Here is a 26,284-nt window from a genome sequence, read left to right on the forward strand (position 1 = left end):
CAAACTAGGTGACCGTGTGTTTCGTGCGCATGACGGAAGCGCTACGGTTACCGTTTCGTAACCTCGACGGTCGACGCCTCAGGCGCTCAGGCGTGCTGCGCGAACGCGCTCTCGAAGACGCACACCGATGCCGCCGTGGCCAGGTTCATGCTCTCGGCACGGCCGTAGATCGGTACCGTAACCGCACGGTCGACGAGCTCGAGGTGCTCGTCGGTGAGTCCCCTGGCCTCGTTGCCGAACACCCATGCCGTCGGCCGCGCGAGCACACCTTCCGACCGGGCCACGAGGAGGTCCTCGCCCTTGATGTCGGCCGCGAGCGTCTGCAGTCCCGCTGCACGGGCCCGTTCCAGCACGGCGGGCAGCTCGACACCGACCGCGACGGGCAGGTGGAAGAGCGAGCCGGTCGTGGAGCGCACGACCTTCGGGTTGTAGAGGTCGACGGTCCGTCCGCTCAGGACGACGGCGTCCGCGCCGGCGGCGTCGGCGGCTCGGATGATCGTCCCGAGGTTGCCCGGATCGCGGACCTCCTCCAGGATGACGACGAGCTGCGGCTCTCCGGCGAAGATGTCCTTGATCGAGGTCGGGAACTGCTGCGCGACCGCGATGAACCCCTGCGGGGTGACGGTGTCGGCCATCGACTCGAGGACCTGCTCGGTGACGAACTCGACCTCGAGTCCCGCATCGGTGGCCGCGGCCCCGATGTCGGTGTAGCGCTCGAGGGCCGTCGGCGTCGCGTACAGCTCGAGGATCAGGTCGGGCCGGAACTGCAGGGCCTCCGAGACCGCCTGTGGTCCTTCGAGGAGGAACAGGCCGGTCTCCTGTCTCGCCGGACGCTTGGCGAGTTTGGCGACGGAACGGACGCGCGGTGACCGCGGATTGTCAAGCACGCACCCATCCTATGGGTCGCACTCCGGACAGACGAAACGGCCCGATCCCTGGTGGGATCGGGCCGTTCGAACACGTCGTCCGGTCGGACGCAGGGCTTCCGACTACGCGGAGACCTTGGGCGCCGAGGTGTCGGCGGGCAGCGCGGCCTTGGCCGACGCGACGAGGGCCGCGAAGGTGGCGGGCTCGTGCACCGCGAGGTCCGCGAGGATACGGCGGTCGACCTCGATCCCGGCGAGGCCGAGACCCTGGATGAAGCGGTTGTACGTCATGCCGTTGGCACGCGAAGCCGCGTTGATGCGCTGGATCCAGAGGCGACGGAAGTCACCCTTGCGCGCACGACGGTCGCGGTACGAGTAGACGAGGGAGTGAGTGACCTGCTCCTTGGCCTTGCGGTACAGACGCGAACGCTGACCGCGGTAACCGGCGGCGCGCTCGAGGATGACGCGACGCTTCTTGTGAGCGTTGACCGCCCTTTTGACTCTTGCCATGTTCCTAGTTCCTTACGGGTAAACGGTCTAGCGACCGAGCAGCTTCTTCATGACCTTGGCGTCGGCGGGCGCCAGCACCTGGTCCTGGTTCAGGCGACGGGTGCGACGGCTGGACTTGCTCTCCAGGTTGTGTCGCATACCGGCCTGCTGCTTCATCAGCTTGCCGCTGCCGGTGACCTTGAATCGCTTCTTGGCCCCGGAGTGGGTCTTCTGCTTCGGCATGGGATTCCTCGTTTCTTATCGGTTCTCGTCGGTGGATGACTCCACCGGAGCAGCCTCGTCGGCTTCGTCGGCTTCAGCCGGACGTGCCTTGGATGCCGCACGTTGTGCGTTGGCTTCGGCTTTCGCCTCGGACTTGTTCTTGAGTGGACCGACGACCATCACCATGTTGCGACCGTCGACCATGGGGGTGGACTCGACGGTGCCCCACTCGGACACGTCCTCGGCGAACTTCTGGAGCAGGCGGACGCCCTGCTCTGGGCGGGACTGCTCGCGGCCGCGGAACTGGATCATGGCTTTCACCTTGTCACCGGCCTTGAGGAAGCCCTCGGCGCGCTTGCGCTTGGTCTCGTAGTCGTGCTGATCGATCTTGAGGCGGAACCGGACCTCTTTGAGGATCGTGTTCGCCTGGTTGCGCCGGGCCTCTTTGGCCTTCTGCGCAGCCTCGTACTTGAACTTGCCGTAGTCCATGATCTTCGCGACGGGCGGCTTGGAGTTGGGTGCGACCTCGACGAGGTCGAGATCCGCTTCCTGCGCGAGGCGAAGGGCGACCTCGATTTTGACGACGCCGACCTGTTCTCCGCCGGGACCGACGAGTCGGACCTCCGGGACGCGGATACGGTCATTGGTACGGGGATCGCTGATGCGGAGCTCCTCTGACTGGGTGGGATGCCACGCGACCAGGTCCGATACCTGCGACGCGACGAAATCGGTTCACCACACACCCGTACCCTCCGCCGGTGTTCAGAACACCTGTCGGAAGGCACCACGCCCGACGACCCGAAGCGGTGAAGCGACAGGCGGAGCGTGACAACCCGGTAACCTTGTGAAGCGGTCAAGCGCGGGTGGGAGAATCTCCTCTTTCGTACCGAGACATGTCTCGGAGCACCGCACGAGTCTAACAGAGGATCCACGTGAACAACACCACCAGCCCGTACGACCACGACGACGAGTCGGGAGGGGCCGATCAGGCCACCCGGGACATCGCCGACGTCCCCGCCGTCGAGGTCATCACCACCGCCGCCGTGCACCTCATGAGCGCCGCAGCGGTCAAGTGCGGCCTCGCGGACGCCCCCGACGCCCAGACGGACCTCGACGAAGCCCGCAAGCTCATCAACGCCCTCGCCGGGCTCATCACCGCGGGCGCCCCGGAGATCAGCGACATGCACGCCCGGTCGCTGCGCGACGGCCTGCGATCCCTGCAGCTCGCCTTCCGGGAGGCGTCCACCATCCAGGATCCCATCGGCAAGGGTCCCGGCGAGAAGTGGACCGGCCCGGTCACCTGATCGCAGCGCGGCGCTCCGCCTCGCCGATCAGTCGGCGGGGCGGAGCGACACCGCGAGCGAGTCGACGCGCGTCGCGATGACCTCGTCCGCGGCCCAGCGCTGAGCCAGCCGCGCGAGCACTGCGTCGAGCTCCTGCTGGGTCAGTCCCTGCAGCAGGCCGAGCTCGACCACGAGCTCGGATCCGGCGAGCTTCGCCTCAGGATCTCCGGCTCGCAGGCGCACACTCACGACCGCGAGCTCCTGCTCGATCGACCGCTCGAACGCGTCGCGCACCAGCGGGTCCGCGAAGCTGGGCGTCCACGGCTGCGACTGCGCGATCGCCCACAGCGCGGGGCGGCGTACGGCGAACTCGGTGCTCGACGTCGGATCGAGGACCACGACGTCCGTCTGCTCGCTCGCGGCCGCCAGTGCGACCCGGACGCCGTCGGCCGGGATCGGCCTCGCCGTCCGGTTCCACGCGGACATCGCCTGCACCGAGCTGAACACCGGGAGCACGGTGCGGCCGTCCGGACCGGTCACCGTCACGATGGACAGCTCCTGCGACTTGTCGACCAACTGGCCGTGCTCGTTCTCGCCGGCCTCACCGAGGTGGGCCACGAGCGGGATGAGCAGGCGGGAGTCCCGGAACGCGTCGACGACCTCGGCCTCGCCGACCTCGCCGGCCCGGAAGCGTCGGAGGGACTCGATCAGCCGCTCGGGCGCACTGCCGTCGTCACCGGAACTCGCGTTCGGCTGGAAGCTCCGACCGGCCCAGGGCTGGCCGGCCGAATCGGCACCACCCATCGCACGGTGGGCATGCCCGCCCGACGGACCGTGCCGGTCGGGCGCGGAGGATTCGTCAGCGGCCCGAGACATCCAGCGCCTCGGCCAGGGTGAACGCGCCGTTGTAGAGCGCCTTCCCGATGATGGCGCCCTCGAGCCCCAGGGGGACCAGCTCGCGCAGCGCGACCAGGTCGTCGAGGCTCGAGATGCCGCCGGAGGCCACCACCGGCCGCTCCGTGCGCTCGAGCACCTGTCGGAGCAGTTCGATGTTCGGCCCCTGCATCGTGCCGTCCTTCGTGACGTCCGTCACGACGTAGCGTGCGCAGCCCGCCTCCTCGAGACGGTCGAGGACCGTCCACAGGTCGCCGGCGTCCTGCGTCCAGCCGCGAGCGGCGAGCGTCGTGCCACGGACGTCGAGGCCGACCGCGATCGCCTCGCCGTACTGGGCGATGACACTCGCGGCCCACTCGGGGTTCTCGAGCGCCGCGGTCCCGAGGTTGACGCGTGCGACGCCCGTCTCGAGCGCCTGCTCGAGGGAGGCGTCGTCGCGGATGCCGCCCGACAGCTCGATGTTGACGCCGCGCGCCTTCGAGATGACCTTGCGGATGATCGACCGGTTGTCGCCACGGCCGAACGCGGCGTCGAGATCGACGAGGTGGATCCACTCCGCCCCCTGACGGGCCCAGTCCAGGGCCGCGTCGACGGGCTCACCGTAGTTCGTCTCCGAACCGGCCTCGCCGCGCGTCAACCGGACGGCCTTGCCGTCCACGATGTCGATCGCGGGGAGCAGCGTCAGTCCGGCCGTCGTGTTGAACTCGTTCATGATCCACCGTCTCTTCGGGAGCTGCGAGCCCCTCGGTTCCCGGCGCACAGCATGCCTCGTGGCACAAGCACCTGATCCTAGTCGGCTACAGGGTGCCGAGCCAGTTGGACAGCAGGCGGATACCGGCGTCGCCCGACTTCTCCGGGTGGAACTGCGTCGCCGACAACGGACCGTTCTCGACGGCCGCGAGGAACGGCACGCCGTGGGTCGCCCAGGTGAGGCGCGGCTCTGGGAACGGCGGCATGACCTCGAGGGTCCACTGCTGTGCGGCATAGGAGTGGACGAAGTAGAAGCGTTCGTCGGCGAGGCCGTCGAAGAGCACGGACCCCGCGTCCGGCGACACCGTGTTCCAGCCCATGTGCGGCAGGACGGGCGCCTCGAGTTCTGTGACCGCTCCCGGCCACTCCCCCAGGCCGTCGGCCTCGGAACCGCGCTCCAAGCCGCGCTCGAACATCACCTGCATCCCCACGCAGATGCCGAGGACCGGACGGCCTCCCGCGAGACGGCGGTCGATGACCTCGTCGCCGTGCGAGGAACGGAGGGCGCCGATCACCGCGTCGAAGGCGCCGACCCCTGGCACCACGAGACCGTCGGCGGCCTGGGCGGCCTGGCGATCACCCGTCAGCACGACGTCGGCGCCGGCGAGCTCGAGGGCCTTGACCGCGGAGTGCACGTTGCCGGAGCCGTAGTCGAGGACGACCACCGACGGGCGTGCGCTCACAGCGCGCCCTTCGTCGACGGGATGCCCTGGACCAGGGGGTCGAACGCCTTCGCCTGCCGGAAGGCCCGCGCGAACGCCTTGAACTCCGCTTCGGCGATGTGGTGCGGATCGCGACCGCCGAGGACGTTCACGTGCACGGTGAGGCCCGCGTTGAAGGTGATCGCCTCGAAGACGTGACGCACCATCGAACCCGTGAAGTGCCCGCCGATGAGGTGGAACTCGAATCCGGCCGGTTCCCCGCCGTGCACGAGGTACGGACGACCGGAGATGTCGACCACGGCCTGCACGAGGGCCTCGTCGAGCGGGACCAGCGCGTCCCCGTATCGCGAGATGCCGGCCTTGTCGCCGAGCGCCTGACGGATCGCCTGGCCCAGGACGATACCGACGTCCTCGACCGTGTGGTGGACGTCGATGTCGACATCGCCCGTCGCACGGACGGTCAGGTCGGTCAGCGAGTGCTTCGCGAAGGCCGTGAGCAGGTGGTTGTAGAACGGGACGGAGGTCTCGATGCTGCTCGTGCCGGTGCCGTCGAGGTTCAACTCCAGCTCGATGCTGGACTCGCTCGTCGCGCGCTGGATCCGGGCCGTGCGCTGCTGGGTGGTCATGGGATCCAGTGTATCGAGCGCACCGCCGCTGCACGCCGCGTGTCGACGGGTGGGCATCGTCGCGTCATGCGGCTGCACCAGGCCGTGCCGACGCCTATCGTTGAGAGGTCATGACTTCCACACCCAGCATCGCCCCGGCCGTCCCACTCGACGCGACGGAGATCGCCGCTCTCCGTGAACGGTTCCCGATCCTCGCCCGGGAGATGAACGGACACCCGCTCGTCTATCTGGACTCCGGAGCCACTTCGCAACGCCCGATCGAGGTCATCGACGCGGAGCGTGACTACGCGACGCACCAGAACGCCGCCGTCCACCGTGGCGCCCACCTCCTGGCCGCCGAGGCGACGGAGCTCTTCGAGGACGCTCGCGCCACGGTCGCCGCGTTCATCGGTGCCGACGAGCGGGAACTCGTCTGGACCTCCGGCGCGACCGCAGCCCTCAACCTCATCGCCGGGGCCATCGGGAATGCGAGCGCCGGCCTCGGTGGTGCTGCCGCCGAGCGGTTCCGACTCGGTCCAGGCGACGAGATCGTCGTCACGGAACTCGAACACCACGCGAACCTCATCCCCTGGCAGCAACTCGCCGCACGCACCGGTGCGACCCTCCGTCACCTCCCGGTCGACGACCACGGCGTGCTGCGTCTTGGACGCCGCAGGACGACATCATCGGCGAACGCACGCGCATCATCGCCTTCGCGCACGTGTCCAACGTCACCGGGGCGATCGCGCCGGTCTCCGAGCTCGTCGCCCTCGCCGAACGCGTCGGCGCGCTGACCGTGCTCGACGCCTGCCAGTCCGTGCCGCACCTGCCCGTCGACGTCGCGTCCCTCGGCGTCGACTTCCTCGTGTTCTCCGGCCACAAGATGCTCGGTCCGAACGGCATCGGGGCCCTGTGGGGTCGCCGCCGGCTGCTCGACGCCCTTCCCCCCTTCCTCACCGGCGGGTCGATGATCACGACCGTCACGCTCGACGGCGCGGAGTTCCTGCCCGCCCCGCAACGGTTCGAGGCCGGGACCCAGCCGGTGTCGCAGGCGATCGCCCTCGCGAGCGCCGTCCGGTTCCTGCAAGCGGTCGGCATGGACCGTGTCCACGCCACCGAGGCGGCCTACGGACAGCGTCTCGCGGCCGGACTCGCCGCCATCCCCGGCGTCACGCTCATCGGGCCGCCGCCCGGGACGCCTCGCGCCGGGCTGGCGAGCTTCGACCTCGCCGGTGTGCACGCCCACGACGTGGGTCAGTTCTTCGACGACCGGGGCATCGCGGTCCGCGTCGGTCACCATTGCGCGCAACCACTCCACCGCCGGTTGGGCCTCACCGCGTCCACCCGCGCCAGCAGCTACCTCTACACGACGGAGGCCGAGATCGACGCCTTCCTCGAGGCGGCCACCCTCGTCGGTCCGTTCTTCGGGGTGTCCCGATGAGCGGCCTGGAGAGCCTCTACCAGGAGCTCATCCTCGACCACGCCCGCCAGCGCCACGGCTTCGGGTTGCGGGACGCGCCCGCCGCCGAGTCGCACCAGCTCAACCCCACCTGCGGCGACGAGGTCACCCTGCAGCTCCATCCCGGGCCCGACGGTCGTCTCGCACCGATCGCCTGGGAGGGGCACGGCTGCTCGATCTCGCAGGCGTCGAGCTCCTGCCTGAGCGACCTCGCGGCAGGCCTCACGCCGGCCGAGCTCCAGGCCCTGGTCGACGAGTTCCGCACGGTCATCCGCTCGCGGGGCACGCTCGAGTTCGACGAGGAACGGTTCGGAGACGCCGCGGCGTTCAGTGGCGTCTCGCGCTACATCGCCCGCGTGAAGTGCGCCATGCTCCCCTGGGTCGCCGCCGAAGAGGCCATCTCCCGCCTGCCGTGAGCAGGCGCCCCACCTCCGCCCGGCCGAGGGCTGGTCAGGCGGGGCTGATCGCCGCCAGGGCCTCGAGGAACGCGGTCGTCTCCGCTTCGGTGCCCGCGGTCACGCGCAGGTGGTTCGGGATGCCCACGTCACGGATGAGGATCCCCCGCGCCAAGAGCGCCTCGAACGCCGCGTGCGGATCGGCGACGCCGCCGAACAGGACGAAGTTGGATCCGCTCCGCTTCGGGTCGTAGCCGAGACGCCCGAGCTCGACGACGAGGCGATCGCGCTGCGTCCGGATGTCGTCGACCATCGCCAGCATCTCGTCGGCGTGCCGCAGCGCGGCGGTCGCGGCCGCCTGCGTCAGGGCGCTCAGGTGGTACGGGAGCCGGACGAGTCTCAGTGCGTCGACGACCGCGGGGTCGGCGGCGAGGTACCCGAGACGGACCCCGGCGAAGGCGAAGGCCTTGCTCATCGTCCTGGAGACGATCAGGCGCGGACGCCCCTCCAACAGCGTGAGCGCGCTCGCCTCGTCGTCAGGAGCGAACTCCGCATACGCTTCGTCGACGATCACCATGCCCCGCGAGGCCTCGTACACCGCGGTGACGGTCTCGAGCGACAACGGTGTTCCGGTGGGGTTGTTGGGCGAGCAGAGGAACACGAGGTCGGGATCCGCCTCGGCCACCTGACGCGCGGCGGTCTCGGGCGAGAGCTCGAACTCGGCGTCGCGCGTCGCGGGGATCCACCTGGTGCCGACGCCGGCGGCCAGGAGCGGATACATCGAGTACGTCGGCGTGAACCCGAGGAGCGATCGCCCGGGACCACCGAAGGCCTGCAGGATGTGCTGGAGCACCTCGTTCGACCCGTTCCCCGCCCAGATCTGCTCCGGGGCCACCCCGTGACCCAGGTATCCCGCCAGCGCCTCCCGGAGTTCCGTGAACTCGCGATCGGGGTACCGGTTCACCGTGAGGACCGCCGAGGCGAGCGAGGCGACGATGTCGTGCGCGACCGCCTCGGGGATCGGGTGCGTGTTCTCGTTGACGTTGAGCGCCACCGGCACCAGGGCCTGGGGAGCGCCGTACGGGCGCTGTCCTCGGAGGTCGTCGCGGATGGGGAGGTCGTCGAGAGCGGTCACTCCACAATGCTAGCCACTCCGACCGGCGCGCTCACTCCGCCTGACGCTCCCGACGAAGGACCTCGTGCCGGGGGCTCGCCGGGTTCAACAGCGAGTGGCGTCGCCCGTAGGCGAAGTACACGATGAGACCGATCACGAGCCAGACCCCGAACCGCAGCCAGGTCTCCCAGTGCAACTGCAGGATCAGGAAGCCGGACGCCAGGACGCCGAACGCCGGGACGAACGGCATCAACGGCAACCGGAAGGAGCGGGGCTCGTCCGGCTTCGTGTACCGGAACACGATCACCGACACGCAGACCACGATGAAGGCGGCCAGGATGCCGATGTTCGTGAGGTCGGCGACCTGCTTGATCGGGAACACCCCGGCGAAGACGGCTGCCGCGCCGCCGGCGATCCAGGTCACCCGCTGCGGCACGCCTCGCCGGTCCGTGCGCGAGAACCACCGCGGAAGGAGACCGTCGCGACTCATCGAGAACCAGACGCGGGTGACGCCCAACAGGAACGTCAGCATCACGGTGAGGATCGACAGGACGGCGAACACGGAGATGATCGTCGCCACCACGGGCAGGCCGACGCTCTGGAACGCCGATGCGAACCCGGCGGTGGGGTCGATGTCGGTGTAGTTCTGCATGCCGGTCAGGACGAGGGTGGCCGCGACGTACAGGAGCATGGCGATGATGAGGGAGAGGATGATCGCCTTCGGCATGTGCTTCTTGCCGTCCTTCGCCTCCTCGGCCGCCGTGCTCATCGCGTCGTATCCGAAGACCGCGAAGAAGACCGTCGCGGCACCGGCGAACACCGGCCCGAAACCGCTGGGGAGGAACGGATCGTAGTTCTCCCCGTCGATGTAGAAGACCCCGAGGCCGATGATGAACAGGATGAGCAGGACCTTGATCCCGACCGCGACGAGCTCGAATCGACCGAAGGCCTTCGTCCCGCGGCTCAGGATGAAGGTCACGAGGAGACAGACGAAGATGGCGGGGAGATTGACGAGGCCGCCCTTCCCCTCGTCGGCGGTCGAGGTCATCCAGGCCGGCATGTGGATCCCGATACCGGACAGGAAGGCGTCGAAGTAGCCGGAGATCCCGATCGCGACCACCGCGACGATCGCGATGTACTCGAGCAACAGGTCCCAGCCGATGAACCAGCCGATGATCTCGCCGAGCGCCACATACCCGTAGGTGTAGGCGGACCCGGCTCTCGGGATCATGCCGGCGAACTCCGCGTACGACAACGCCGCGGCCGCGGAGGCGAGACCCGCGATCAGGAACGAGAAGAGGACGGCCGGCCCGACAGCGGGCGAGGTCTCGCTCCCATGAGCGACGAGTCCGGCGAGGGAGAAGATCCCCACCCCGATGATGCCACCGACCCCGATGGCCGTGAGTTGCCAGAGCCCGAGGCTCTTGAACAGCTTCGAACCGGAGGTCTCATCCTCGATCTCCGCGATCGGCTTCTTCCGGAGCAGCGAGCGGCTCCGATCGTCTGTACTCATGCTTGCCTCCGACGATGCTGCGGGCGTCGTTGCACCGCGCCATCGACGATAGCTGAGAACCAGCGCGGAGTGACCCGCCGATTGTCGGCCTACTCGGCCGCGTACCGCTGCGGGATCGCCAGGCGCTGCCCGGGCTCGACACCGGCGGTGCTGAGCTGGTTGAGGTTCATGATCTCGGCGATGACGTCGCGCGGGTCGGCGTCGGGTGCGATGGACTCGGCCAGCTGCCAGAGCGACTCGCCCGGGTCGACCGTGATGTACGTGAACGTGGCTCCCGCCGCCGCCGTGTTGGCCGCGGCACCGCCTGCGGAGAGTCCGACGACCGCGACGCCGATGACCAGCGGGATGGCGGCGAGCGTGGTGAAGACGACGCGACCGCGCTTCGTCAGGCGGAGTCGGCGTGTGGACGGTGCGTCTGACGCGTCGGTGCCTGCGCCGTCCGTGCGGGAAGCGCCCGGTGGGACCCGATCAGTGCTGCGCTCATGTCAACCCTCCAAGAGTGTGCTCATCGTGTGATGAGGACTCGTACCCGACACTCGACCAGGAGTGCCGGATACGAACCTGTGTTCCGAATATATCTTCGATTGTTCGAATACTCAACCCTGTCTTCGTACCTGAGACGCGCGGGATCGGCGACACGCTCGAACAGATGTTTGTCTGGACGAGCTGGTGCGGATACAGTTTCGAGTGTTGGAAGCAGTACACCACCACCCACCGACATCGGTCACCGACAGCCGATCAGGGCAGGAGCGAAGATGGCAGCGAACACGGCGGGCGACGGAGCCCGGGAGCGCCAGATCGGCGGCACCCGGCGACGGAAGAGCCTGAGCGACAAGCAGCTGGCGATCCTCGACGTCATCCAGCGTTCGGTCTCACAGCGCGGGTATCCGCCGAGCATGCGCGAGATCGGCGACGCCGTCGGGCTCGCCTCCCTGTCGAGTGTCACGCACCAACTCGGACAGCTCGAACTCAGCGGATACCTCCGACGCGATCCCAACCGTCCCCGCGCCATCGAGGTGCTCATCGACCTGCCGAGCGCCGTCGAGGGCAGCGACCCCGACTCCGCTCCCCCGGTCGGCGACGCCGCCATGGTCCCGCTCGTCGGTCGCATCGCCGCCGGCATCCCGATCACGGCCGAGCAGCAGGTCGAGGAGATCTTCCCCCTGCCGCGTCAGCTGGTCGGCAAGGGCAGTCTGTTCATGCTGAAGGTCGTCGGCGACTCGATGGTCGACGCCGCGATCTGCGACGGCGACTGGGTCGTCATCCGCGAGCAGAAGACCGCCGAGAACGGCGAGATCGTCGCGGCGATGCTCGACGAGGAGGCGACCGTGAAGGTGTTCCGCCAGCGCGACGGTCACACCTGGCTGCTCCCCCGGAACTCGGCCTTCGAACCGATCCTCGGCGACCACGCCGAGGTCCTCGGCAAGGTCGTCGCCGTGCTCCGGACGGTCTGACCGACCGGACCACTCCGCGACACCGACGAGGGCCGGGACGATCCGTGGATCGTCCCGGCCCTCGTCCGTGCAGGCCCCTCGACGTCAGCCGGTCGCACCGACCCGTGCGCGGACCGCACGCGTGGCCTCGACGATGTTGGCGAGGGAGGCGACCGTCTCCTCGTAGCCTCGCGTCTTGAGTCCGCAGTCCGGGTTCACCCAGACCTGGCGCTGCGGGATCCCCTCCAGCGCGATCTCGAGCAGCGCCGTCACCTCCGCGACGCTCGGCACCCGAGGCGAGTGGATGTCGTAGACGCCCGGGCCGATGCCGTGGTCGAAACCACTCGCCCGGATGTCGGACACGACCTCCATCCGAGACCGTGCCGCCTCGATGCTCGTCACGTCGGCGTCCAGTCGTCGGATCGCGTCGATCACCACACCGAACTCGGAGTAGCAGAGGTGGGTGTGGATCTGCGTCTCGGCGCGCACGCCCGCGGTCGCCAGCCGGAAGGAGCCCACCGACCAGTCGAGGTACCGCCCCTGGTCGGCCCGCCGGAGCGGGAGCAGTTCGCGGAGTGCGGGTTCGTCGACCTGGATGATGCGGATGCCGGCCCGCTCCAGGTCGGCGATCTCGTCACGCAGGGCGAGGGCGACCTGGTTCGCCGTCTCGGCGAGCGGTTGGTCGTCGCGCACGAACGACCAGGCGAGGATCGTCACCGGGCCCGTGAGCATGCCCTTCACCGGCTTGGTGGTCAACGACTGCGTGTAGGCCGACCACTCGACCGTGATCGGCGCCGGCCGCGAGACGTCACCCCACAGGATCGACGGACGGGTGCATCGCGAACCGTAGGACTGCACCCACCCGTGCTCCGTCACGGCGAACCCGTCGAGGTGCTCGGCGAAGTACTGGACCATGTCGTTGCGCTCGGGCTCACCGTGGACGACGACGTCGATCCCGAGGTCCTCCTGCAGCGCCACGACGCGCCCGATCTCCGCGCGCATCGTCTCGACGTAGGCCTCCTCGTCGAGCGTCCCGGCGACCCGCTGCGCGCGGGCGCGACGGATGTCGCCGGTCTGCGGGAAGGAACCGATCGTCGTCGTCGGGAGGAACGGCAGGCCGAGCGCCTGCTCCTGCGCCGTGGCGCGCTCCTGGTAGTCGTCTCGGGTGAAGTCCGCTGGTGCGAGCGCTGCCGTCCGTGCGCGGATGGCGGCATCGACGACCCCGGGCGCGGCGAGCCGATCGTCGAGCGCGGCCGACGCTGCGGTGAGCTCGGCCGCGATGGACGCACGTCCCCGGGTGAGACCGCGTGCGAGGACCGCGATCTGATCCACCTTCTGGTCGGCGAAGGCGAGCCAGCTCCGGAGACGGGGGTCGAGCTTCGTCTCCACCGACACGTCGTGCGGGACGTGCAGGAGGGACGTCGAGGTGGACACCGCGAGCTGCGGGAAGCGCTCCGCCGCGCGCGCCAGGAGATCGGCCGCGGCCGCCAGGTCGCCACGCCACACGTTGTGGCCGTCGATCACTCCCGCGACGACGGTCTTCGTGGCGAGTCCGGGAGACGAGTCCGGCAGGCCTCCTCGGACGAGGTCGACACCGACAGCCTCGACCCCCGAGGCGGCGAGCACCGGGAGGGCGTCGCCCAAGGCGCCGTAGGGAGCCGCGACGAAGATCGCCGGGCGGTCGGACACGGCGGACAGGACGGCCGTCGATCGTTCGAGCGCCGCGAGGACCGTCGACCTCGGCACGTCGAACGTCTCCGACACCAGTGCGGGTTCGTCGAGCTGCACCCAGGGCGCGCCGGCAGCGGCGAGGCGCTGGAGGAGTTCCGCGTAGACGGGCAGCAACGCCTCCAGTCGATCGATCGGGGCGAATCCCGCTGAGGCCCCCTCGGCCGCCTTGGACAGCAGCAGGAACGTCACCGGGCCCACGATCACCGGCCGCGTCACGTACCCCTCGGCGAGGCCCTCGCGGAACTGCTCGACCACCCGGTCGTCGGAGAGCGCGAACGGCGTCGACTCACCGATCTCCGGGACGAGGTAGTGGTAGTTCGAGTCGAACCACTTCGTCATCTCGAGCGGGGCGAGGTCGCCGGCGCCACGAGCGATCGTGAACGCCCCGGCGAGGTCGACCCGACCGTCGGCCCCGACGAGCGTCGAGAAGCGGTCCGGGACGGCGCCGACGGTGAGCGCGGCGTCCAGGACCTGGTCGTAGAACGAGAAGCTCTCGGGGATCGCGGCGTTCGTCGGATCGAGGCCGAGCCCCGCGAGGCGGGCACGCGTGGCGGCGCGCAGCTCGGAGGCCGTCCGCTCGAGCGCGTCGGCGTCGATCCGGCCGGCCCAGAAGGACTCGACGGCGCGCTTCAACTCCCGGTTCGGCCCGATGCGCGGGTAGCCGAGGATGGTGCCGACGGGGAATGCGGAGGTGGGGATCATCGTGCGTCCTTGCTGGTGAGTGGATCGGGGATGGGATGGCGGACCGGTCGGTCGCCTTGCATGGGGATGCCGGCACGGTGCAACACGTCGAGCACCGTCCGATGCTGGTTGAAGGCGTAGAGGTGGACGCCCGGCGCACCGCCCGCGACGACGTCGCGGATGAGTCGGGCGGAATACTCCGTGCCGATGTCGATCCGTCCCGCTTCGTCCGGCTCGACCTCGAGTGCGATGGCCAGGTCGCTCGGGAGCGCCTCGCCGCTGAGCTCGAGCACCCGACGCAGCCGCGCCGGACTCGTGATGGGCATCACGCCCGGCAGGATGGGCATGGTGACGCCGTGACGTCTCGCACGTTCGGCGAAGGCGAGGTAGTCGTCGGCATGGAAGAAGAGCTGGGTGATGGCGAGCGTCGCCCCCGCCGCCTGCTTGGCCAACAGGGTGTCGAGGTCCTGCGTCGTCGACCGGGAGCGCGGGTGACCGTTGGGGAACGCGGCGACCGCGATCCGAGGCCGACGGCGTCGACCGAGCTGCACCGCGCCCGGGAGTCCGGCCAGCGACCCCTCGGCGTACGGCTCGTGCTCGGCACTGACCCGGCCGATGAGCTGCACGAGTTCCGCAGCACTCCCCAGATCACCGAGGAAGGCGTCCCCCTCGACGGCTCCGGCGGGCGGGTCGCCGCGGAGCGCGAGGAAACTGTGCACCCCGGCATCGAGGAAGTCCTTGATGAGTCGGCTGGCCTGCGCGTGCGTCGAGCCGACGCAGGTGAGATGGGCCATCGGGTCCACCGAGGTCGACGTCCGGATGCTCCGCAGCACGTCCAGGCTCGCCGTTCGCGAGGAACCACCGGCGCCGAAGGTGACCGAGATGAACTCCGGACCGGCGGCGGCCAGGTGCTCGACCGTCCGTGCGAGCGCGACGCCGCCGTCGAGCGTCTTGGGCGGGTACAGCTCGAACGAGAAGGGGGTGCGCCCGGGACAGGCAGGCTCCGTCGTGGTCATGAGGTCTCGTCTCGGTGGCAGCGGATCGAGAGCCGGCGACCACGCAGCACGCAGCGGTTCCGCTGGTGTGTCGTGGGCGGGTGCCGGGCTCGGCTGTCGCTCCGATTCCGCCGGTGAGGGCGGGTACGATGCGCACGACGATAGCAACGCCCGACGATCCGCGCGACGGACATCCGTCCGACAGCGTCATCCTGCGACACATTCCCCCGGCGGCGCTCCGGTCCTACGCTGATGCCATGACCATGGGCACCAGGCACCGGGGCGCCGAGCGCCGAGTACTCGGTTCGCGCGTCATCGCGTCCTGCGTGGCGGTGGTGATCGCCCTGTCCGGGTGCACGACCGCCGGTTCGCCCGTGCCGCGGGCGACACGCGCAGCCTCAGCCGAGGACCTCGTGGTCGAGTTCCGTCAGAACCGGGACCAGTACGCGAGCGACGCCGCGATCGTCCGGGTCGGCAACGGCGGCGACCACGACATCACGATCGTCGGACTCGAGCTGGCGGGGTCGGCGTTCACCGCGCCGACCGTCCGGGACCGATCCTCGACGGTCCGCGCTGGACAGACCACGGACCTCGCCGTCGAGCTGCCACCGATCGACTGCGACGCACGCGACGGGGACGTGCAGGTCGATCTCCTGCTCCGACTCGACGACGACTCGATCCTGTCCGCCGCCGACCTCCCCGATCCGACGAACGCGCTGCAGCGGATCCGTGCCTCGACGTGCACGGTGGCGGCCGTGCAGCGCATCGCCGAGGTGGCAGCAGCTCCCGGGATCCGCCTCGAGGGTGCCGGAGCCACGACGGTCGCCGTCCTGACGATCACTGCCGTGCCGACCGGCGCCCCGGGTCGGCTGGAGCTCGTCGCGCTGCGCTCGACCGTCCTGCTGCGACCGGCGCCGACGGACGGCGGCGGTGACCCACCCCAGGACTGGCCGCTCAGCCTGACCGTCGACGCCGCCGACGGTCCGCAGTCCATCGAACTGCGGATCGTGCCGACCCGGTGCGACCCGCACGCCCTGGCGGAGGACAAGGTGGGGACCCTGTTCCCACTCGTCGTGCGGATCGACGACGGCCCGGAGGCCGTCATGACCCTGCCGCTCGACGCCGACACGGCGGAGGCGCTCAAGGATGCCGTCCGCGCGCGCTGCGCGTGAGGAGTCGGGTCAGCCGGCCACGGCGGGTGCCGGGACGACCTCGGCGAACGGCGCGAGGGCGGCGGCGAGCTCGGCACCGACCAGGGCGTGCACGATCGTGCCACGCTCGTCGTAGTCCGTCGACAGCACCTTGCCGCGTTCGTGCAGCAGCGTGACCAGGTCTCCGCGGTCGAAGGGCACGATGACGTGGACCTCGTTGCTCGGCGACGGGATCAGCGTCTCGATGCGCTCCATGAGCTCGTCGATCCCGAGACCGGTGCGGGCCGATACGAAGACGGCGTCCGGGACGAGACCGCGGAGCACGAGCAGCTGGCCGTCGTCCACGAGGTCGGCCTTGTTGAACACGACCAGCTCGGGGATGTGCCGAGCTCCGACCTCACCGATGACATCTCGCACGGTGGCGATCTGGCCGGCCGGGTCGGGGTGCGCGGCGTCGACGACGTGCACGATGACGTCGCTGTCGGCGACCTCCTCGAGCGTCGAGCGGAAGGCCTCGACCAGCTGGTGCGGCAGGTTGCGCACGAAACCGACCGTGTCGGCCAGGGTGTACTCGCGTCCGTCGGAGGTCACGTTGCGGCGGACCGTCGCGTCGAGCGTCGCGAAGAGCGAGTTCTCGACCAGGACGCCGGCCTTCGTGATGCGGTTCAGCAGGCTCGACTTGCCGGCGTTCGTGTACCCCGCGATCGCGACCGACGGCACCGTGTTGCGGCGACGGTTCGCCCGCTTGGCCTCGCGCGCCGGCTTCATCGCCGTGATCGACTTGCGCAGTTTCGCCATCCGGGTGTGGATGCGGCGTCGGTCGAGTTCGATCTTCGTCTCACCGGGGCCCCTCGACCCCATGCCGGCCCCGGCACCACCGACCTGACCACCGGCCTGACGGCTCATGGACTCACCCCAGCCGCGGAGGCGGGGCAGGAGGTACTCGAGTTGGGCGAGCTCGACCTGTGCCTTGCCCTCTCGGCTCTTCGCGTGCTGGCTGAAGATGTCGAGGATGACCGCCGTGCGGTCGATCACCTTCACGCCGACCGCGTCCTCGAGCGCGCGACGCTGGCTGGGTGCGAGTTCCGTGTCGGCGATCACCGTGTCGGCGCCGAGCGCCTGGACGATGGACTTCAGTTCCTGGGCCTTGCCTCGACCGAGATACGTGCTCGGGTCGGGGTGCGGTTTGCGCTGCAGGAGCCCGTCGAGGACGACGGCGCCGGCGGTCTCCGCGAGCGCTGCGAGTTCGCGCAGGGAGTTCTCCGCGTCGTGGAGCGCACCCTGCGGGTAGACGCCGATGATGACGACGTTCTCCAGCCGGAGCTGCCGGTACTCGACCTCGGTGACGTCCTCGAGCTCGGTCGAGAGCCCGGCGACGCGACGGAGGGCCTGTCGGTCCTCGCGGTCGTACTGCTCGCCGTCGTCGGAGCTGCCGCCCGATGCATCGCCGGTCTGCAACGCCGCGGCACCGCTGCCGAACAGGGTGTACCCGCTCGATCGGGACGCGGCGCTCGTGAGCACGCGTGCGACGACGTCGTCGGGATCGGTGACCGAGGCGTCGTCCACCACCGCCTCGACATCGACATCGGTGTCGTCTGCGTGGTCCTGGGGTGCGTCCATCGGTGGTCTAGGCATCGCGTTAACCCTACTTCCTCCTGGTCCGGTACCGTTCCTGTATGTCGAACGAGCACTACTTCACCGCCGAACCCGCGAGCGAGTTGCAGCTCAAACCGATCACCGCACGCCTCGGCGGCGTCGACCGTTCGCTCGTCTCGGCGGGTGGCGTCTTCAGCCCGGGCCACCTCGATCAGGGCACCCAGGTGCTGCTCGCGAACACCCCTCCTCCCCCGCCGACGGGCGACCTCCTCGACATCGGCTGCGGCTGGGGCCCGATCGCCCTGTCGCTCGGGCTCGCGTCGCCGGACGCGACCGTCTGGGCGGTCGACGTGAACGAACGCGCGCTCGACCTGACCCGGATCAACGCGGAACGCCTCGGGCTCGCCAACATCCGTGCCGTCCTCCCCGACGACGTCCCCGACACGGTCCGCTTCGCGACCATCTGGTCGAACCCGCCGATCCGCGTCGGCAAGGACGAACTGCACCGCATGCTCATGCACTGGTTGCCGCGGCTCGAGGACGAGGGTGACGCCTGGCTCGTCGTGCAGAAGAACCTCGGCTCGGACTCACTGCAGAAGTGGTTGCAGGAGCAGCTGCCGACGTCGTTCCACGTCGGACGTGCGGCCATGGCCAAGGGCTTCCGCGTCCTGCACGCCCGGCGCCGGGAGCTCCGTTCGGCCTGACCGGCTCAGGCCAGGGTGATCGTCCCGGAGTAGACGAGCGTCGCCGGACCGGCCAGCACCACGTGCTCGCCGTCTGCGCCGGGAACCATGCGCACCCCGAGCACTCCGCCCGGCACCTCGACGCGCCAGTCGTTCGGAGCCGCCGCGCCCGCCCAGTGGCGGAACGCGAGCGCCGCGGCAGCCGTCCCGGTGCCACAGCTCAGGGTCTCGCCGCTCCCGCGCTCGTGGACGCGCATGCGGATCCGGGCCACGCCGTCGGCGATGAGCGGCTCACCCGGGACGACCAGCTCGACGTTGGCACCGTGCGGCGGTACGGGGTCGAGCTGTGGGACGTACTCCAGTTCCGCTCCGTCGAGTTCGGCGGCGTCGGCGACCGCGACGACGATGTGCGGGTTGCCGACGTCGATCCCGATCCCCGGGCGGGCCACGGGCAGCCCCTTCACCCGGACGAGCGTCTCCCGCTCGTCGAGGCTCCAGCGGCCGAGGTCGACGGCGTAGCCGAGCGGGTCGTAGCCGACCATCCGGACGCCGGCGCGGGTGCCGATGGCGAGCTGTTCGCCGGGGGCCAGCTCCACGAGCCCGCTCTCGAGCAGGTAGTGCAGGAACACCCGGATGCCGTTGCCGCACATCTCCGCGACCGAACCGTCGGCGTTGTGGTAATCCATGAACCACTCCGCGGCAGGGTCTTCAGCGAGCACGGCCGCCCCGGCATCGAGGTGCGCGGACCGGACGGCGCGGATGACGCCGTCGGCCCCGATCCCGAAGTGCCGGTCGCAGAGCGCCGCGATCTGGCCCGGATCGAGGGCCTCCTGGCCGTCGGGATCGGAGAAGAGCACGAAGTCGTTGCCCGTGCCGTGGCCCTTCGTGAAGGAGAGTGTCGACGCCATCCGACCAGTCTACGGGCGCACTCGGCGGGCCAGCTCACTCGCCTCGGCGCTGCCGCCCTCCACCCAGGTGATCGCCGGATAGCGCTTGAACCAGCTGACCTGACGGCGCGCGTACCGCCTCGTCAGACGCTGGGTCTCGGCGATCGCCTCCGCTTCGGTGAGCTCCGACCGCAGTTGCGCCACCGCTTGCGCGTACCCGATCGCACGGACGGCGGTGACACCCTGCTCGAGGCCGTGCTCGAGCAGCTCGGCCGTCTCCGCGACGAGTCCCGCGTCCCACATCATCTCGACGCGCCGGTCGAGGCGCTCGACGAGGACCTCTCGCGGCGTCGAGACCCCGATGACCTCGACCGGCCGCCATGGGACGGGGCGTTCCGGAAGCGCTGCACCGTGGCCGCGCTCGGCCAACTCGTGGACTTCGAGTGCGCGCACGACCCGGCGGGCGTTCGCCGCATCGATGCGGTCGGCGGTCGCGGGATCGGCCAGGCGGAGCCGCTCGATGAGCGCCGGGAGCCCCTCCTCCTCGAGTTCCCGTTCCAGGCGCTCGCGCAGGGCGCGGTCTCTCGGGGGGAACCGGAAGTCGTGGATGACGCTCGAGACGTACAGCCCGGAACCGCCGACGAGGATCGGCGTCACCCCACGCGCGGTGAGCTCGTCGATCACCGCACGAGCCGTCGGCTGGTACCAGGCGACGGACGCCTCCTCCGTGACGTCCAGGACGTCGAAGAGGTGGTGCGGGATCCCGCGCCGCTCCTCCATGGGCAGCTTCGCGGTCCCGATGTCCATGCCGCGATAGAACTGCATGGCATCGGCGTTGACGATCTCGGCAGGACGCCCCGCCTCGCGGAGAGCGGTCGCCAGCTCGAGCGACAGTGCGGACTTCCCCGTCCCGGTCGCTCCGACGACCGCGAGGAAGCCGGTCACCGACGTTCGCCGTCGCTCGGGTCGTAGATGGGAGACGTGGTCACGCCGACGGTCGGCGCCCCGATGCGCAGGCCCGGCAAGCCGAGCGAGACCCGGCCCGGCTCCGCCGCGGCGGCCGTCGTCGGAACACCGCAGGAGTCGGCCTGAGCTCGATCCCAGGCGTCTCCGGCACGCGTCCGACGAACCCGCAGGGGTTCACCGCCGGGTGCATCGGCGATGAGGTGGAACGACGCCGCCTCGGTGATGGTCACCGTCACGACGTCGCCCGGTCGCGGCACCTCGGAGCCCGCCGGCACCTCGAAGTGGACGAGCCGGGAGTCCTCGGCCCGCCCGCTCAGTCGATGCGTGGCGTCGTTCTTGCGACCCTCGCCGACCGCGACGAGCAACTCGACCTGCCGGCCCACCTGGCGCTGGTTCTCCTCGAGACTGATGCGGTCCTGCAACGCGATGAGGCGCTCGTACCGCTCCTGCACGACGGCCTTCGGGACCTGATCGGGCATGGTGGCCGCCGGTGTGCCGGCACGGATCGAGTACTGGAAGGTGAAGGCGCTGGCGAACCGTGCGGCCTCGACCACGCGGAGCGTCTCCTGGAAGTCCTCCTCCGTCTCGCCGGGGAACCCGACGATGATGTCGGTGGAGATGGCCGCATGCGGGATCCTGGCACGGACCCGGTCGAGGATCCCGAGGAAGCGCTCGGACCGGTAGGAGCGACGCATCGCCTTGAGGATGCGGTCGGAACCCGATTGCAGCGGCATGTGCAGTTGCGGCATCACGTTCGGCGTCTCGGCCATCGCATCGATCACGTCGTCGGTGAAGGCGGCCGGGTGCGGGCTCGTGAACCGGACGCGCTCCAAGCCCTCGATCGTGCCGGCCGCCCGCAGGAGCTTGCCGAACGCCTGACGATCCCCGAACTCGACACCGTAGGAGTTCACGTTCTGCCCGAGCAGCGTCACCTCGATGGCGCCGTCCTCGACGAGCGCGCGCAGCTCACCGAGGATCTCGCCCGGGCGACGGTCCTTCTCCTTGCCACGGAGCGACGGCACGATGCAGAAGGTGCACGTGTTGTTGCACCCGACGGAGATCGAGACCCAGCCGCTGTAGCTGGAATCGCGTTTGGTCGGGAGGGTGGAGGGGAAGGTGTCGAGCGACTCCAGGATCTCCAGCTGGGCCTCGTCGTTGTGCCGAGCCCGCTCCAGCAGCGACGGCAGTGAGCCCATGTTGTGCGTCCCGAAGACGACGTCCACCCACGGGGCCTTCCGGAGGATGACCTCTTTGTCCTTCTGCGCCAGACAACCGCCGACGGCGATCTGCATGCCGCTGCGCTGCTTCTTGATCGATGCCAGGTGGCCGAGGTTGCCGTACAGCTTGTTGTCGGCGTTCTCGCGGACCGCGCAGGTGTTGATGACCACGATGTCGGCCTGCTCGCCGTCCGCCTTGACGTAACCGGCTGCCTCGAGTGACCCGCTGAGCCGCTCGGAGTCGTGCACGTTCATCTGGCACCCGTAGGTGCGGACCTCATAGCTCCGCTGCCGACCTGACTCGTCGATCGCGGCGGGTGAGGCGCTGATGACCGTGGGCGTCTCGACGATGCTGCTCATACCGGCAGTCTACGCGCGGCCTGAGACGCCTCCGGTCAGCGGAAACTCACGCCGGAACGCTTCGACCCCGACAGGGCACGCGAGCACGCCTCACGGATGATCGCCGAGCCATATCCGCGTCTCGCGAGATAGGCCGACAGACGTCGCTCGGCCGTCGCCTGATCGAGGGAGCGCAGTTGACCAGCACGCTTCTCGGCGACGACCAGCGCTCGTCGGAGCTCGTCGTCGTCGTCGATGGCCTCCAGTGCCTCGGAGACGATCGAGGCGTCGATGCGTCGCGAGGAGAGCTCGCGGCCGATCACCGCACGGGACTGCCCCTTGCGGGTGTGCAGGCTCTCGACGAGCTGCCGGGCGAGTTCGGCGTCGTCGAGATAGCCGCGTCGGCGGAGCTCGGCGAGGACGTGCTCGACTTCGTCGGGTGCGGCGTCGTGGCCGCGGAGGAGTTCCGCGATCTCCCACTCGGAACACCCGCGGCGGGCGAGTCGTCGGACCGCGAGCAGGTCGAGTTCGGCCAGCCGGACCTCCGGATCGACGGGAGCCTCGACCTCATCGACTTCGGCGCGGTCGTCTGCGTCGTCGTCCTCCGGCGCCTCGACGACCGAGGTCCAGGCGAGCGTCCGCGGGGCGGGCTCGGGTGGTGTCGTCGGGCTCGTCGCTGCGGGGGCATCGCTCGATGCGTCGCCCGGCGGGGTGGCCTCCGTCTCGTCGCGCTCGGTGGACGTCCGTCGCAACGGAGCGACGGGACGCACGACGGGCGCGGCAACGACAGGAGCGTCGTCGGTCTGCCCGACGAACCAGCCGTCGGGCTCGGCAGCTGGATCGGGCGCCGGACGGCGCCCGAACAGCGAGGTCACGGGGGCCACGTGCTCCGACGACTCGTCGGCCGGACCGGCGGGAGGGAAGGAGACGACCATGGTGACCTCGCTGTTCGGGGCGCGCGTTACGCGCTGCGCTTCGCGGCGGACTTCGGTGCGCCGGCGGCTGCGAGCTGCGGGGCTCCACCGGTCGCCGCCTCGAGCGCGGCGGCCTCGGCAGCAGCGACCTCGGCTGCGGCGGCATCCGCGGCCTTCTTGGTGGCGGCACCCTCGGCACCGACACCGAGCTTGCCGAGGATCCGGCGCTCGATCTCAGCGGCGATGTCCGGGTTCTTCAGCAGGAAGTTCCGGGCGTTCTCCTTGCCCTGACCGAGCTGATCGCCCTCGTAGGTGTACCAGGCGCCGGCCTTCTTGACGATGGCGTGCTCGACACCGAAGTCGATCAACGACCCTTCGCGGGAGATGCCCACGCCGTACAGGATGTCGAACTCGGCCTGCCGGAAGGGCGGAGCCATCTTGTTCTTGACGACCTTCACGCGCGTACGGTTGCCCACGGCCTCCGTGCCGTCCTTCAGCGTCTCGATGCGACGGATGTCGAGGCGGACCGAGGCGTAGAACTTCAGGGCCTTACCACCGGCGGTCGTCTCGGGGCTGCCGAACATCACACCGATCTTCTCGCGCAGCTGGTTGATGAAGATCATCGTCGTGTTCGTCTGGTTCAGGCCACCGGTCAGCTTGCGCAGGGCCTGCGACATGAGGCGGGCCTGCAGACCGACGTGCGAGTCACCCATGTCGCCCTCGATCTCGGCACGGGGCACGAGCGCGGCGACGGAGTCGATCACGATGAGGTCGATGGAACCCGAGCGCACGAGCATGTCGGCGATCTCGAGCGCCTGCTCACCCGTGTCGGGCTGGGAGACGAGCAGCGAGTCGATGTCGACGCCGAGCTTCTTTGCGTACTCGGGGTCGAGTGCGTGCTCCGCGTCGATGAAGGCGGCGATGCCGCCGGCACGCTGGGCGTTCGCGATGGCGTGCAGCGTGAGCGTCGTCTTACCTGACGACTCAGGCCCGTAGATCTCGACGATGCGGCCTCGCGGGAGCCCTCCGATGCCGAGCGCGACGTCGAGGGCGATCGAGCCGGTGGAGACGACCTCGACCGGTGCGCGCTCGTCGCTGCCGAGGCGCATCACCGAGCCCTTGCCGAACTGACGGTCGATCTGGGCGAGTGCGGTTTCGAGGGACTTCTCGCGTTCAGCTGGACTTGGCATGGTGTGCTTCTCTCTGCTCGGTGTCGGGTGCCTATAGGCTGTCGCCGCGTGTTCCGGGACCCGCTTCTGCTGAAGGTCGGGGCCCGAGGGCGACAAGGCGTCGGTCGTTCCTGATGTCTCCGACGGTACGCGCCACCACCGACATGCACCGGTGGACGGCTCGATCCGTGCAGAACGCACTCACGAATGATCCTGTGGAGGACACTAGCACCACTAGAACGGATGTTCGATACCGATCGGGCGGCGTGTCGAAGACCGCTTCGCCCGTGGCGCTGGACGCGCTACGCGCCCGGCTGCAGCCGTCCGACGCCGTGGCGTCGCTCGTCCGGCACGTCGGTCGCGGTACAGAGCGCGATCCAGACGTCGCGGGGCGGGACACCGGCGCGCAACGCCTCCTCGGCGGTCTTCGAGCCGAACTCGGTGAGTCCGAGGTCACCGGTGAGTACCGCTCCGTACGCCGCGCCGAACTCGTCGGCGACGGCCGTCCTGAACTCACTCAGCTTCATTCCTGCTCCTGTCCCTTCCTCCGTCGTCCGTCCGGACGCGGAAACGCCCCGGGAGAGGGATCCCGGGGCGTTCTGCTGCCGTGCTCGCTCGATCAGCGGGAGACGAGTTCGTCCAGCTCGTTGACCAGTTCGTCCGGAACGGTGTCCGGGATGTTCGGGGAGAGACCCTCGATGACCGCGAGGCGGTCTCCGACCTCTCGCATGATGACGGAGATGGGGGTGTCGAGGGCGTCGGCCACCGAAGCGAGGATCTCGCTCGACGCCTCCTTCTGGCCTCGTTCGACCTCGCTCAGGTATCCGAGTGCGACGCTCGCCTTGCTCGCCACCTGGCGCAACGTGCGACCCTTCTGCAACCGGAAGTCCCTCAGCACGTCGCCGATCTCTTGACGGACTAGAACCACGTGACCCTCCCTCTGTGCTCTACGACCTCGTGTCGTACAGCGCTCTGCTTCTCCAACGCGGATTCACGTCGTCCCAGCTGATCGCCGTCTCGTTCGTGGATGGCCAACATTACAACCACCGTATGCCGAACAGTAACCAGGATCACTGGGCTTTTCTTGTGAATACGTCATCTGTAACGCGATGGAAACGGACGGTATTCCGCCGAACGGAGCCGGCGTTCACTGGAGTGCGCCGAGTTCGCGCACGAGGGCTTCCAACGCCAGCTCCACGGTCCGGTGTCGGATCTCCTGGCGGCCTCCGTCCAGGGTGAGCGGCACCACCCGTCCACCCGCTCGCGTCACGATGCCCACGAAGACCGTCCCGACGGCCTGGCCGTCCTGCGGGTCCGGTCCTGCGACGCCGGTCGTGGCGATACCGACGTCTGCCGGAAGCCCGTCGATCGCCAGGGCACGGCGCACGCCGTCCGCCATCTGGAGGGCCACCTCCGGGTGCACGGCGCCATGGAGCGCGAGGAGGCCGGCGTCGACTCCGAGCAACGAGTGCTTCAGGCGGGTGTCGTACGCGACCACACCGCCTCGGACCGTCGCGGACGCGCCGGGCACGCTGATGAGCGCCGCGGCCAGCAGCCCGCCGGTCAGGGACTCCGCGACACCGATCGTCAACCGGGCGTCGATGAGCGCGTGGACCGCCGAGGCGGCACCGGCGTCGGCCGACTCGACGGCGTCGGACGTCATCGCTTGACCTGCCGGTCGGCGCGAGACCCCCGGACGGCGGTGACGACGTAGTCGATGCCGCTGGCGATGGTCAGGAGCACGGCGATGGTCATGAAGACCCCGTTCACCCAGAGCACCCAGTCACCGAGGAGCACCCAGAACGGCGCGAGGGCGAGTGAGATCGCGACGGCCTGTGCCAGGGTCTTGAGCTTCCCCATCCACGCGGCGGCGACGACATGGTCGGAGATCACGATGAAGCGGTGGACGGTGATGCCGATCTCGCGCACGAGCACGACGATCGTGACCCACCACGGCAGTTCGCCGAGGATCGACAACGCGACGAGCGCTCCGCCCGTCAGCACCTTGTCGGCGATCGGGTCGAGGATCTTGCCGAGGTCCGTCACGAGGTTGCGACTGCGGGCGATGTGTCCGTCGATGCCGTCGCTCGCGATCGCCACGACGAAGAGCAGGGCGGCCCACCACCGCAGTGCGCCGTCGGAACCGTCGTCCGCCAACAGCATCCACATGAACACCGGTGCGAGCACGATCCTCGCGACGGTGATCGCGTTCGGGAGGTTCCAGTTCGAGATGCGTGGCTCAGCAGCCGACGCGTTCGATGCCGTCATGT

Annotated in this window: 27 protein-coding genes and 1 pseudogene; 6 read left to right on the forward strand and 22 right to left on the reverse strand. The window is 69.5% G+C overall.

Translation table 11 applies throughout. The features are described from left to right. Nucleotides 1-86: 86 nt before the first annotated feature. The 4 genes from AC5JOC_RS12345 to infC form a co-directional block, all read right to left on the reverse strand. Nucleotides 87-887: a TrmH family RNA methyltransferase gene (locus AC5JOC_RS12345; RefSeq protein ID WP_071262293.1), complete on the reverse strand. Its 801-nt coding sequence runs from the start codon at nucleotides 885-887 to the stop codon at nucleotides 87-89. 102 nt (nucleotides 888-989) lie between these two features. Further along, nucleotides 990-1,376 (reverse strand): 50S ribosomal protein L20, encoded by a 387-nt coding sequence (gene rplT / locus AC5JOC_RS12350; RefSeq protein ID WP_064294422.1) that lies wholly within the window; start codon nucleotides 1,374-1,376, stop codon nucleotides 990-992. A gap of 27 nt (nucleotides 1,377-1,403) precedes the next feature. Further along, nucleotides 1,404-1,598: a 50S ribosomal protein L35 gene (gene rpmI / locus AC5JOC_RS12355; protein WP_056012069.1), complete on the reverse strand. Its 195-nt coding sequence runs from the start codon at nucleotides 1,596-1,598 to the stop codon at nucleotides 1,404-1,406. Between the two features lie 15 nt (nucleotides 1,599-1,613). Further along, a complete protein-coding gene (infC, locus tag AC5JOC_RS12360; protein ID WP_194719021.1) occupies nucleotides 1,614-2,279 on the reverse strand; it encodes a translation initiation factor IF-3 in 666 nt (221 codons plus the stop codon). A 230-nt stretch (nucleotides 2,280-2,509) separates the two neighbouring features. Here infC and AC5JOC_RS12365 point away from each other — a divergent pair, with 230 nt between their 5' ends. Further along, nucleotides 2,510-2,881 (forward strand): DUF1844 domain-containing protein, encoded by a 372-nt coding sequence (locus AC5JOC_RS12365; RefSeq protein WP_056012072.1) that lies wholly within the window; start codon nucleotides 2,510-2,512, stop codon nucleotides 2,879-2,881. A 27-nt stretch (nucleotides 2,882-2,908) separates the two neighbouring features. Here AC5JOC_RS12365 and AC5JOC_RS12370 read toward each other — a convergent pair whose 3' ends face one another. From AC5JOC_RS12370 to hisB, 4 genes are all read right to left on the reverse strand, one after another. Beyond that, nucleotides 2,909-3,664, reverse strand: a complete 756-nt coding sequence (locus AC5JOC_RS12370; RefSeq protein WP_079707381.1) for an SseB family protein — start codon at nucleotides 3,662-3,664, stop codon at nucleotides 2,909-2,911. Nucleotides 3,665-3,719: 55 nt separating this feature from the next. Beyond that, complete coding sequence (priA, locus tag AC5JOC_RS12375; protein WP_079707068.1) at nucleotides 3,720-4,466, reverse strand: bifunctional 1-(5-phosphoribosyl)-5-((5-phosphoribosylamino)methylideneamino)imidazole-4-carboxamide isomerase/phosphoribosylanthranilate isomerase PriA; 747 nt, start codon at nucleotides 4,464-4,466, stop codon at nucleotides 3,720-3,722. Nucleotides 4,467-4,551: 85 nt separating this feature from the next. Beyond that, nucleotides 4,552-5,187, reverse strand: a complete 636-nt coding sequence (gene hisH / locus AC5JOC_RS12380; protein WP_159879037.1) for an imidazole glycerol phosphate synthase subunit HisH — start codon at nucleotides 5,185-5,187, stop codon at nucleotides 4,552-4,554. Continuing rightward, nucleotides 5,184-5,792 carry an imidazoleglycerol-phosphate dehydratase HisB gene (gene hisB, locus AC5JOC_RS12385; RefSeq protein ID WP_079707070.1) on the reverse strand — a complete coding sequence of 203 codons (609 nt, stop codon included), beginning with the start codon at nucleotides 5,790-5,792 and terminating at the stop codon, nucleotides 5,184-5,186. Before hisB ends, hisH begins: the two co-directional genes overlap by 4 nt. A gap of 110 nt (nucleotides 5,793-5,902) precedes the next feature. On the opposite strand from hisB, the pseudogene AC5JOC_RS12390 reads away from it, so the two are divergent. Together AC5JOC_RS12390 and sufU are read left to right on the forward strand one after the other, a co-directional pair. Then, a pseudogene (locus AC5JOC_RS12390) lies at nucleotides 5,903-7,212 on the forward strand (SufS family cysteine desulfurase). Further along, a complete protein-coding gene (gene sufU, locus AC5JOC_RS12395; protein WP_191941341.1) occupies nucleotides 7,209-7,646 on the forward strand; it encodes a Fe-S cluster assembly sulfur transfer protein SufU in 438 nt (145 codons plus the stop codon). Before AC5JOC_RS12390 ends, sufU begins: the two are co-directional and overlap by 4 nt. A 34-nt stretch (nucleotides 7,647-7,680) precedes the next feature. Here sufU and AC5JOC_RS12400 read toward each other — a convergent pair whose 3' ends face one another. Beyond that, nucleotides 7,681-8,760: a histidinol-phosphate transaminase gene (locus AC5JOC_RS12400; RefSeq protein ID WP_494246502.1), complete on the reverse strand. Its 1,080-nt coding sequence runs from the start codon at nucleotides 8,758-8,760 to the stop codon at nucleotides 7,681-7,683. A 31-nt stretch (nucleotides 8,761-8,791) separates the two neighbouring features. After that, on the reverse strand, nucleotides 8,792-10,252 hold the full coding sequence (locus tag AC5JOC_RS12405) for an amino acid permease (RefSeq protein ID WP_079707074.1): 1,461 nt from the start codon (nucleotides 10,250-10,252) through the stop codon (nucleotides 8,792-8,794). Nucleotides 10,253-11,007: 755 nt separating this feature from the next. Between AC5JOC_RS12405 and lexA the strand changes: the two genes are divergently transcribed. Beyond that, on the forward strand, nucleotides 11,008-11,706 hold the full coding sequence (lexA, locus tag AC5JOC_RS12410; protein ID WP_071262299.1) for a transcriptional repressor LexA: 699 nt from the start codon (nucleotides 11,008-11,010) through the stop codon (nucleotides 11,704-11,706). Between the two features lie 84 nt (nucleotides 11,707-11,790). On the opposite strand, the gene metE is transcribed toward lexA, so the two are convergent. Both metE and AC5JOC_RS12420 read right to left on the reverse strand, forming a co-directional pair. Further along, entirely contained in the window at nucleotides 11,791-14,118 is a 2,328-nt protein-coding gene (gene metE, locus AC5JOC_RS12415) for a 5-methyltetrahydropteroyltriglutamate--homocysteine S-methyltransferase (RefSeq protein WP_494246503.1), read from the reverse strand. Then, nucleotides 14,115-15,113 (reverse strand): methylenetetrahydrofolate reductase, encoded by a 999-nt coding sequence (locus AC5JOC_RS12420; protein WP_494246504.1) that lies wholly within the window; start codon nucleotides 15,111-15,113, stop codon nucleotides 14,115-14,117. The genes metE and AC5JOC_RS12420 overlap by 4 nt, the downstream gene beginning before the upstream one ends. 236 nt (nucleotides 15,114-15,349) lie before the next feature. Here AC5JOC_RS12420 and AC5JOC_RS12425 point away from each other — a divergent pair, with 236 nt between their 5' ends. Beyond that, on the forward strand, nucleotides 15,350-16,264 hold the full coding sequence (locus AC5JOC_RS12425) for a hypothetical protein (RefSeq protein ID WP_494246506.1): 915 nt from the start codon (nucleotides 15,350-15,352) through the stop codon (nucleotides 16,262-16,264). A gap of 9 nt (nucleotides 16,265-16,273) precedes the next feature. Here the strand turns inward: AC5JOC_RS12425 and hflX are convergent, their stop codons facing one another. Further along, a complete protein-coding gene (gene hflX, locus AC5JOC_RS12430) occupies nucleotides 16,274-17,878 on the reverse strand; it encodes a GTPase HflX (RefSeq protein WP_228498742.1) in 1,605 nt (534 codons plus the stop codon). A gap of 41 nt (nucleotides 17,879-17,919) precedes the next feature. Here hflX and AC5JOC_RS12435 point away from each other — a divergent pair, with 41 nt between their 5' ends. Beyond that, the gene (locus AC5JOC_RS12435; RefSeq protein ID WP_085513008.1) at nucleotides 17,920-18,543 is read left to right on the forward strand and encodes a class I SAM-dependent methyltransferase; all 624 of its coding nucleotides are present in this window, start codon (nucleotides 17,920-17,922) and stop codon (nucleotides 18,541-18,543) included. Between the two features lie 5 nt (nucleotides 18,544-18,548). Here AC5JOC_RS12435 and dapF read toward each other — a convergent pair whose 3' ends face one another. The 9 genes from dapF to pgsA form a co-directional block, all read right to left on the reverse strand. Continuing rightward, the gene (gene dapF, locus AC5JOC_RS12440) at nucleotides 18,549-19,430 is read right to left on the reverse strand and encodes a diaminopimelate epimerase (protein ID WP_159879051.1); all 882 of its coding nucleotides are present in this window, start codon (nucleotides 19,428-19,430) and stop codon (nucleotides 18,549-18,551) included. A 9-nt stretch (nucleotides 19,431-19,439) separates the two neighbouring features. Further along, the gene (miaA, locus tag AC5JOC_RS12445; protein ID WP_494246508.1) at nucleotides 19,440-20,354 is read right to left on the reverse strand and encodes a tRNA (adenosine(37)-N6)-dimethylallyltransferase MiaA; all 915 of its coding nucleotides are present in this window, start codon (nucleotides 20,352-20,354) and stop codon (nucleotides 19,440-19,442) included. Next, the gene (gene miaB, locus AC5JOC_RS12450; RefSeq protein ID WP_159879055.1) at nucleotides 20,351-21,952 is read right to left on the reverse strand and encodes a tRNA (N6-isopentenyl adenosine(37)-C2)-methylthiotransferase MiaB; all 1,602 of its coding nucleotides are present in this window, start codon (nucleotides 21,950-21,952) and stop codon (nucleotides 20,351-20,353) included. The genes miaA and miaB overlap by 4 nt, the downstream gene beginning before the upstream one ends. A 35-nt stretch (nucleotides 21,953-21,987) precedes the next feature. Further along, on the reverse strand, nucleotides 21,988-22,866 hold the full coding sequence (locus tag AC5JOC_RS12455; protein ID WP_411558496.1) for a regulatory protein RecX: 879 nt from the start codon (nucleotides 22,864-22,866) through the stop codon (nucleotides 21,988-21,990). 26 nt (nucleotides 22,867-22,892) lie between these two features. Beyond that, nucleotides 22,893-24,035, reverse strand: coding sequence for a recombinase RecA (gene recA, locus AC5JOC_RS12460; RefSeq protein WP_079707085.1), 1,143 nt, complete (start codon nucleotides 24,033-24,035; stop codon nucleotides 22,893-22,895). A 281-nt stretch (nucleotides 24,036-24,316) separates the two neighbouring features. Further along, nucleotides 24,317-24,541, reverse strand: coding sequence for a DUF3046 domain-containing protein (locus AC5JOC_RS12465; RefSeq protein WP_079707086.1), 225 nt, complete (start codon nucleotides 24,539-24,541; stop codon nucleotides 24,317-24,319). 92 nt (nucleotides 24,542-24,633) lie between these two features. Then, nucleotides 24,634-24,942, reverse strand: coding sequence for a helix-turn-helix domain-containing protein (locus tag AC5JOC_RS12470; protein WP_056012120.1), 309 nt, complete (start codon nucleotides 24,940-24,942; stop codon nucleotides 24,634-24,636). Between the two features lie 219 nt (nucleotides 24,943-25,161). Beyond that, complete coding sequence (locus AC5JOC_RS12475; RefSeq protein ID WP_079707087.1) at nucleotides 25,162-25,677, reverse strand: CinA family protein; 516 nt, start codon at nucleotides 25,675-25,677, stop codon at nucleotides 25,162-25,164. Next, complete coding sequence (gene pgsA, locus AC5JOC_RS12480) at nucleotides 25,674-26,282, reverse strand: CDP-diacylglycerol--glycerol-3-phosphate 3-phosphatidyltransferase (RefSeq protein WP_079707088.1); 609 nt, start codon at nucleotides 26,280-26,282, stop codon at nucleotides 25,674-25,676. Before pgsA ends, AC5JOC_RS12475 begins: the two co-directional genes overlap by 4 nt. Nucleotides 26,283-26,284: the final 2 nt, after the last annotated feature.

Source organism: Plantibacter sp., assembly GCF_059073635.1.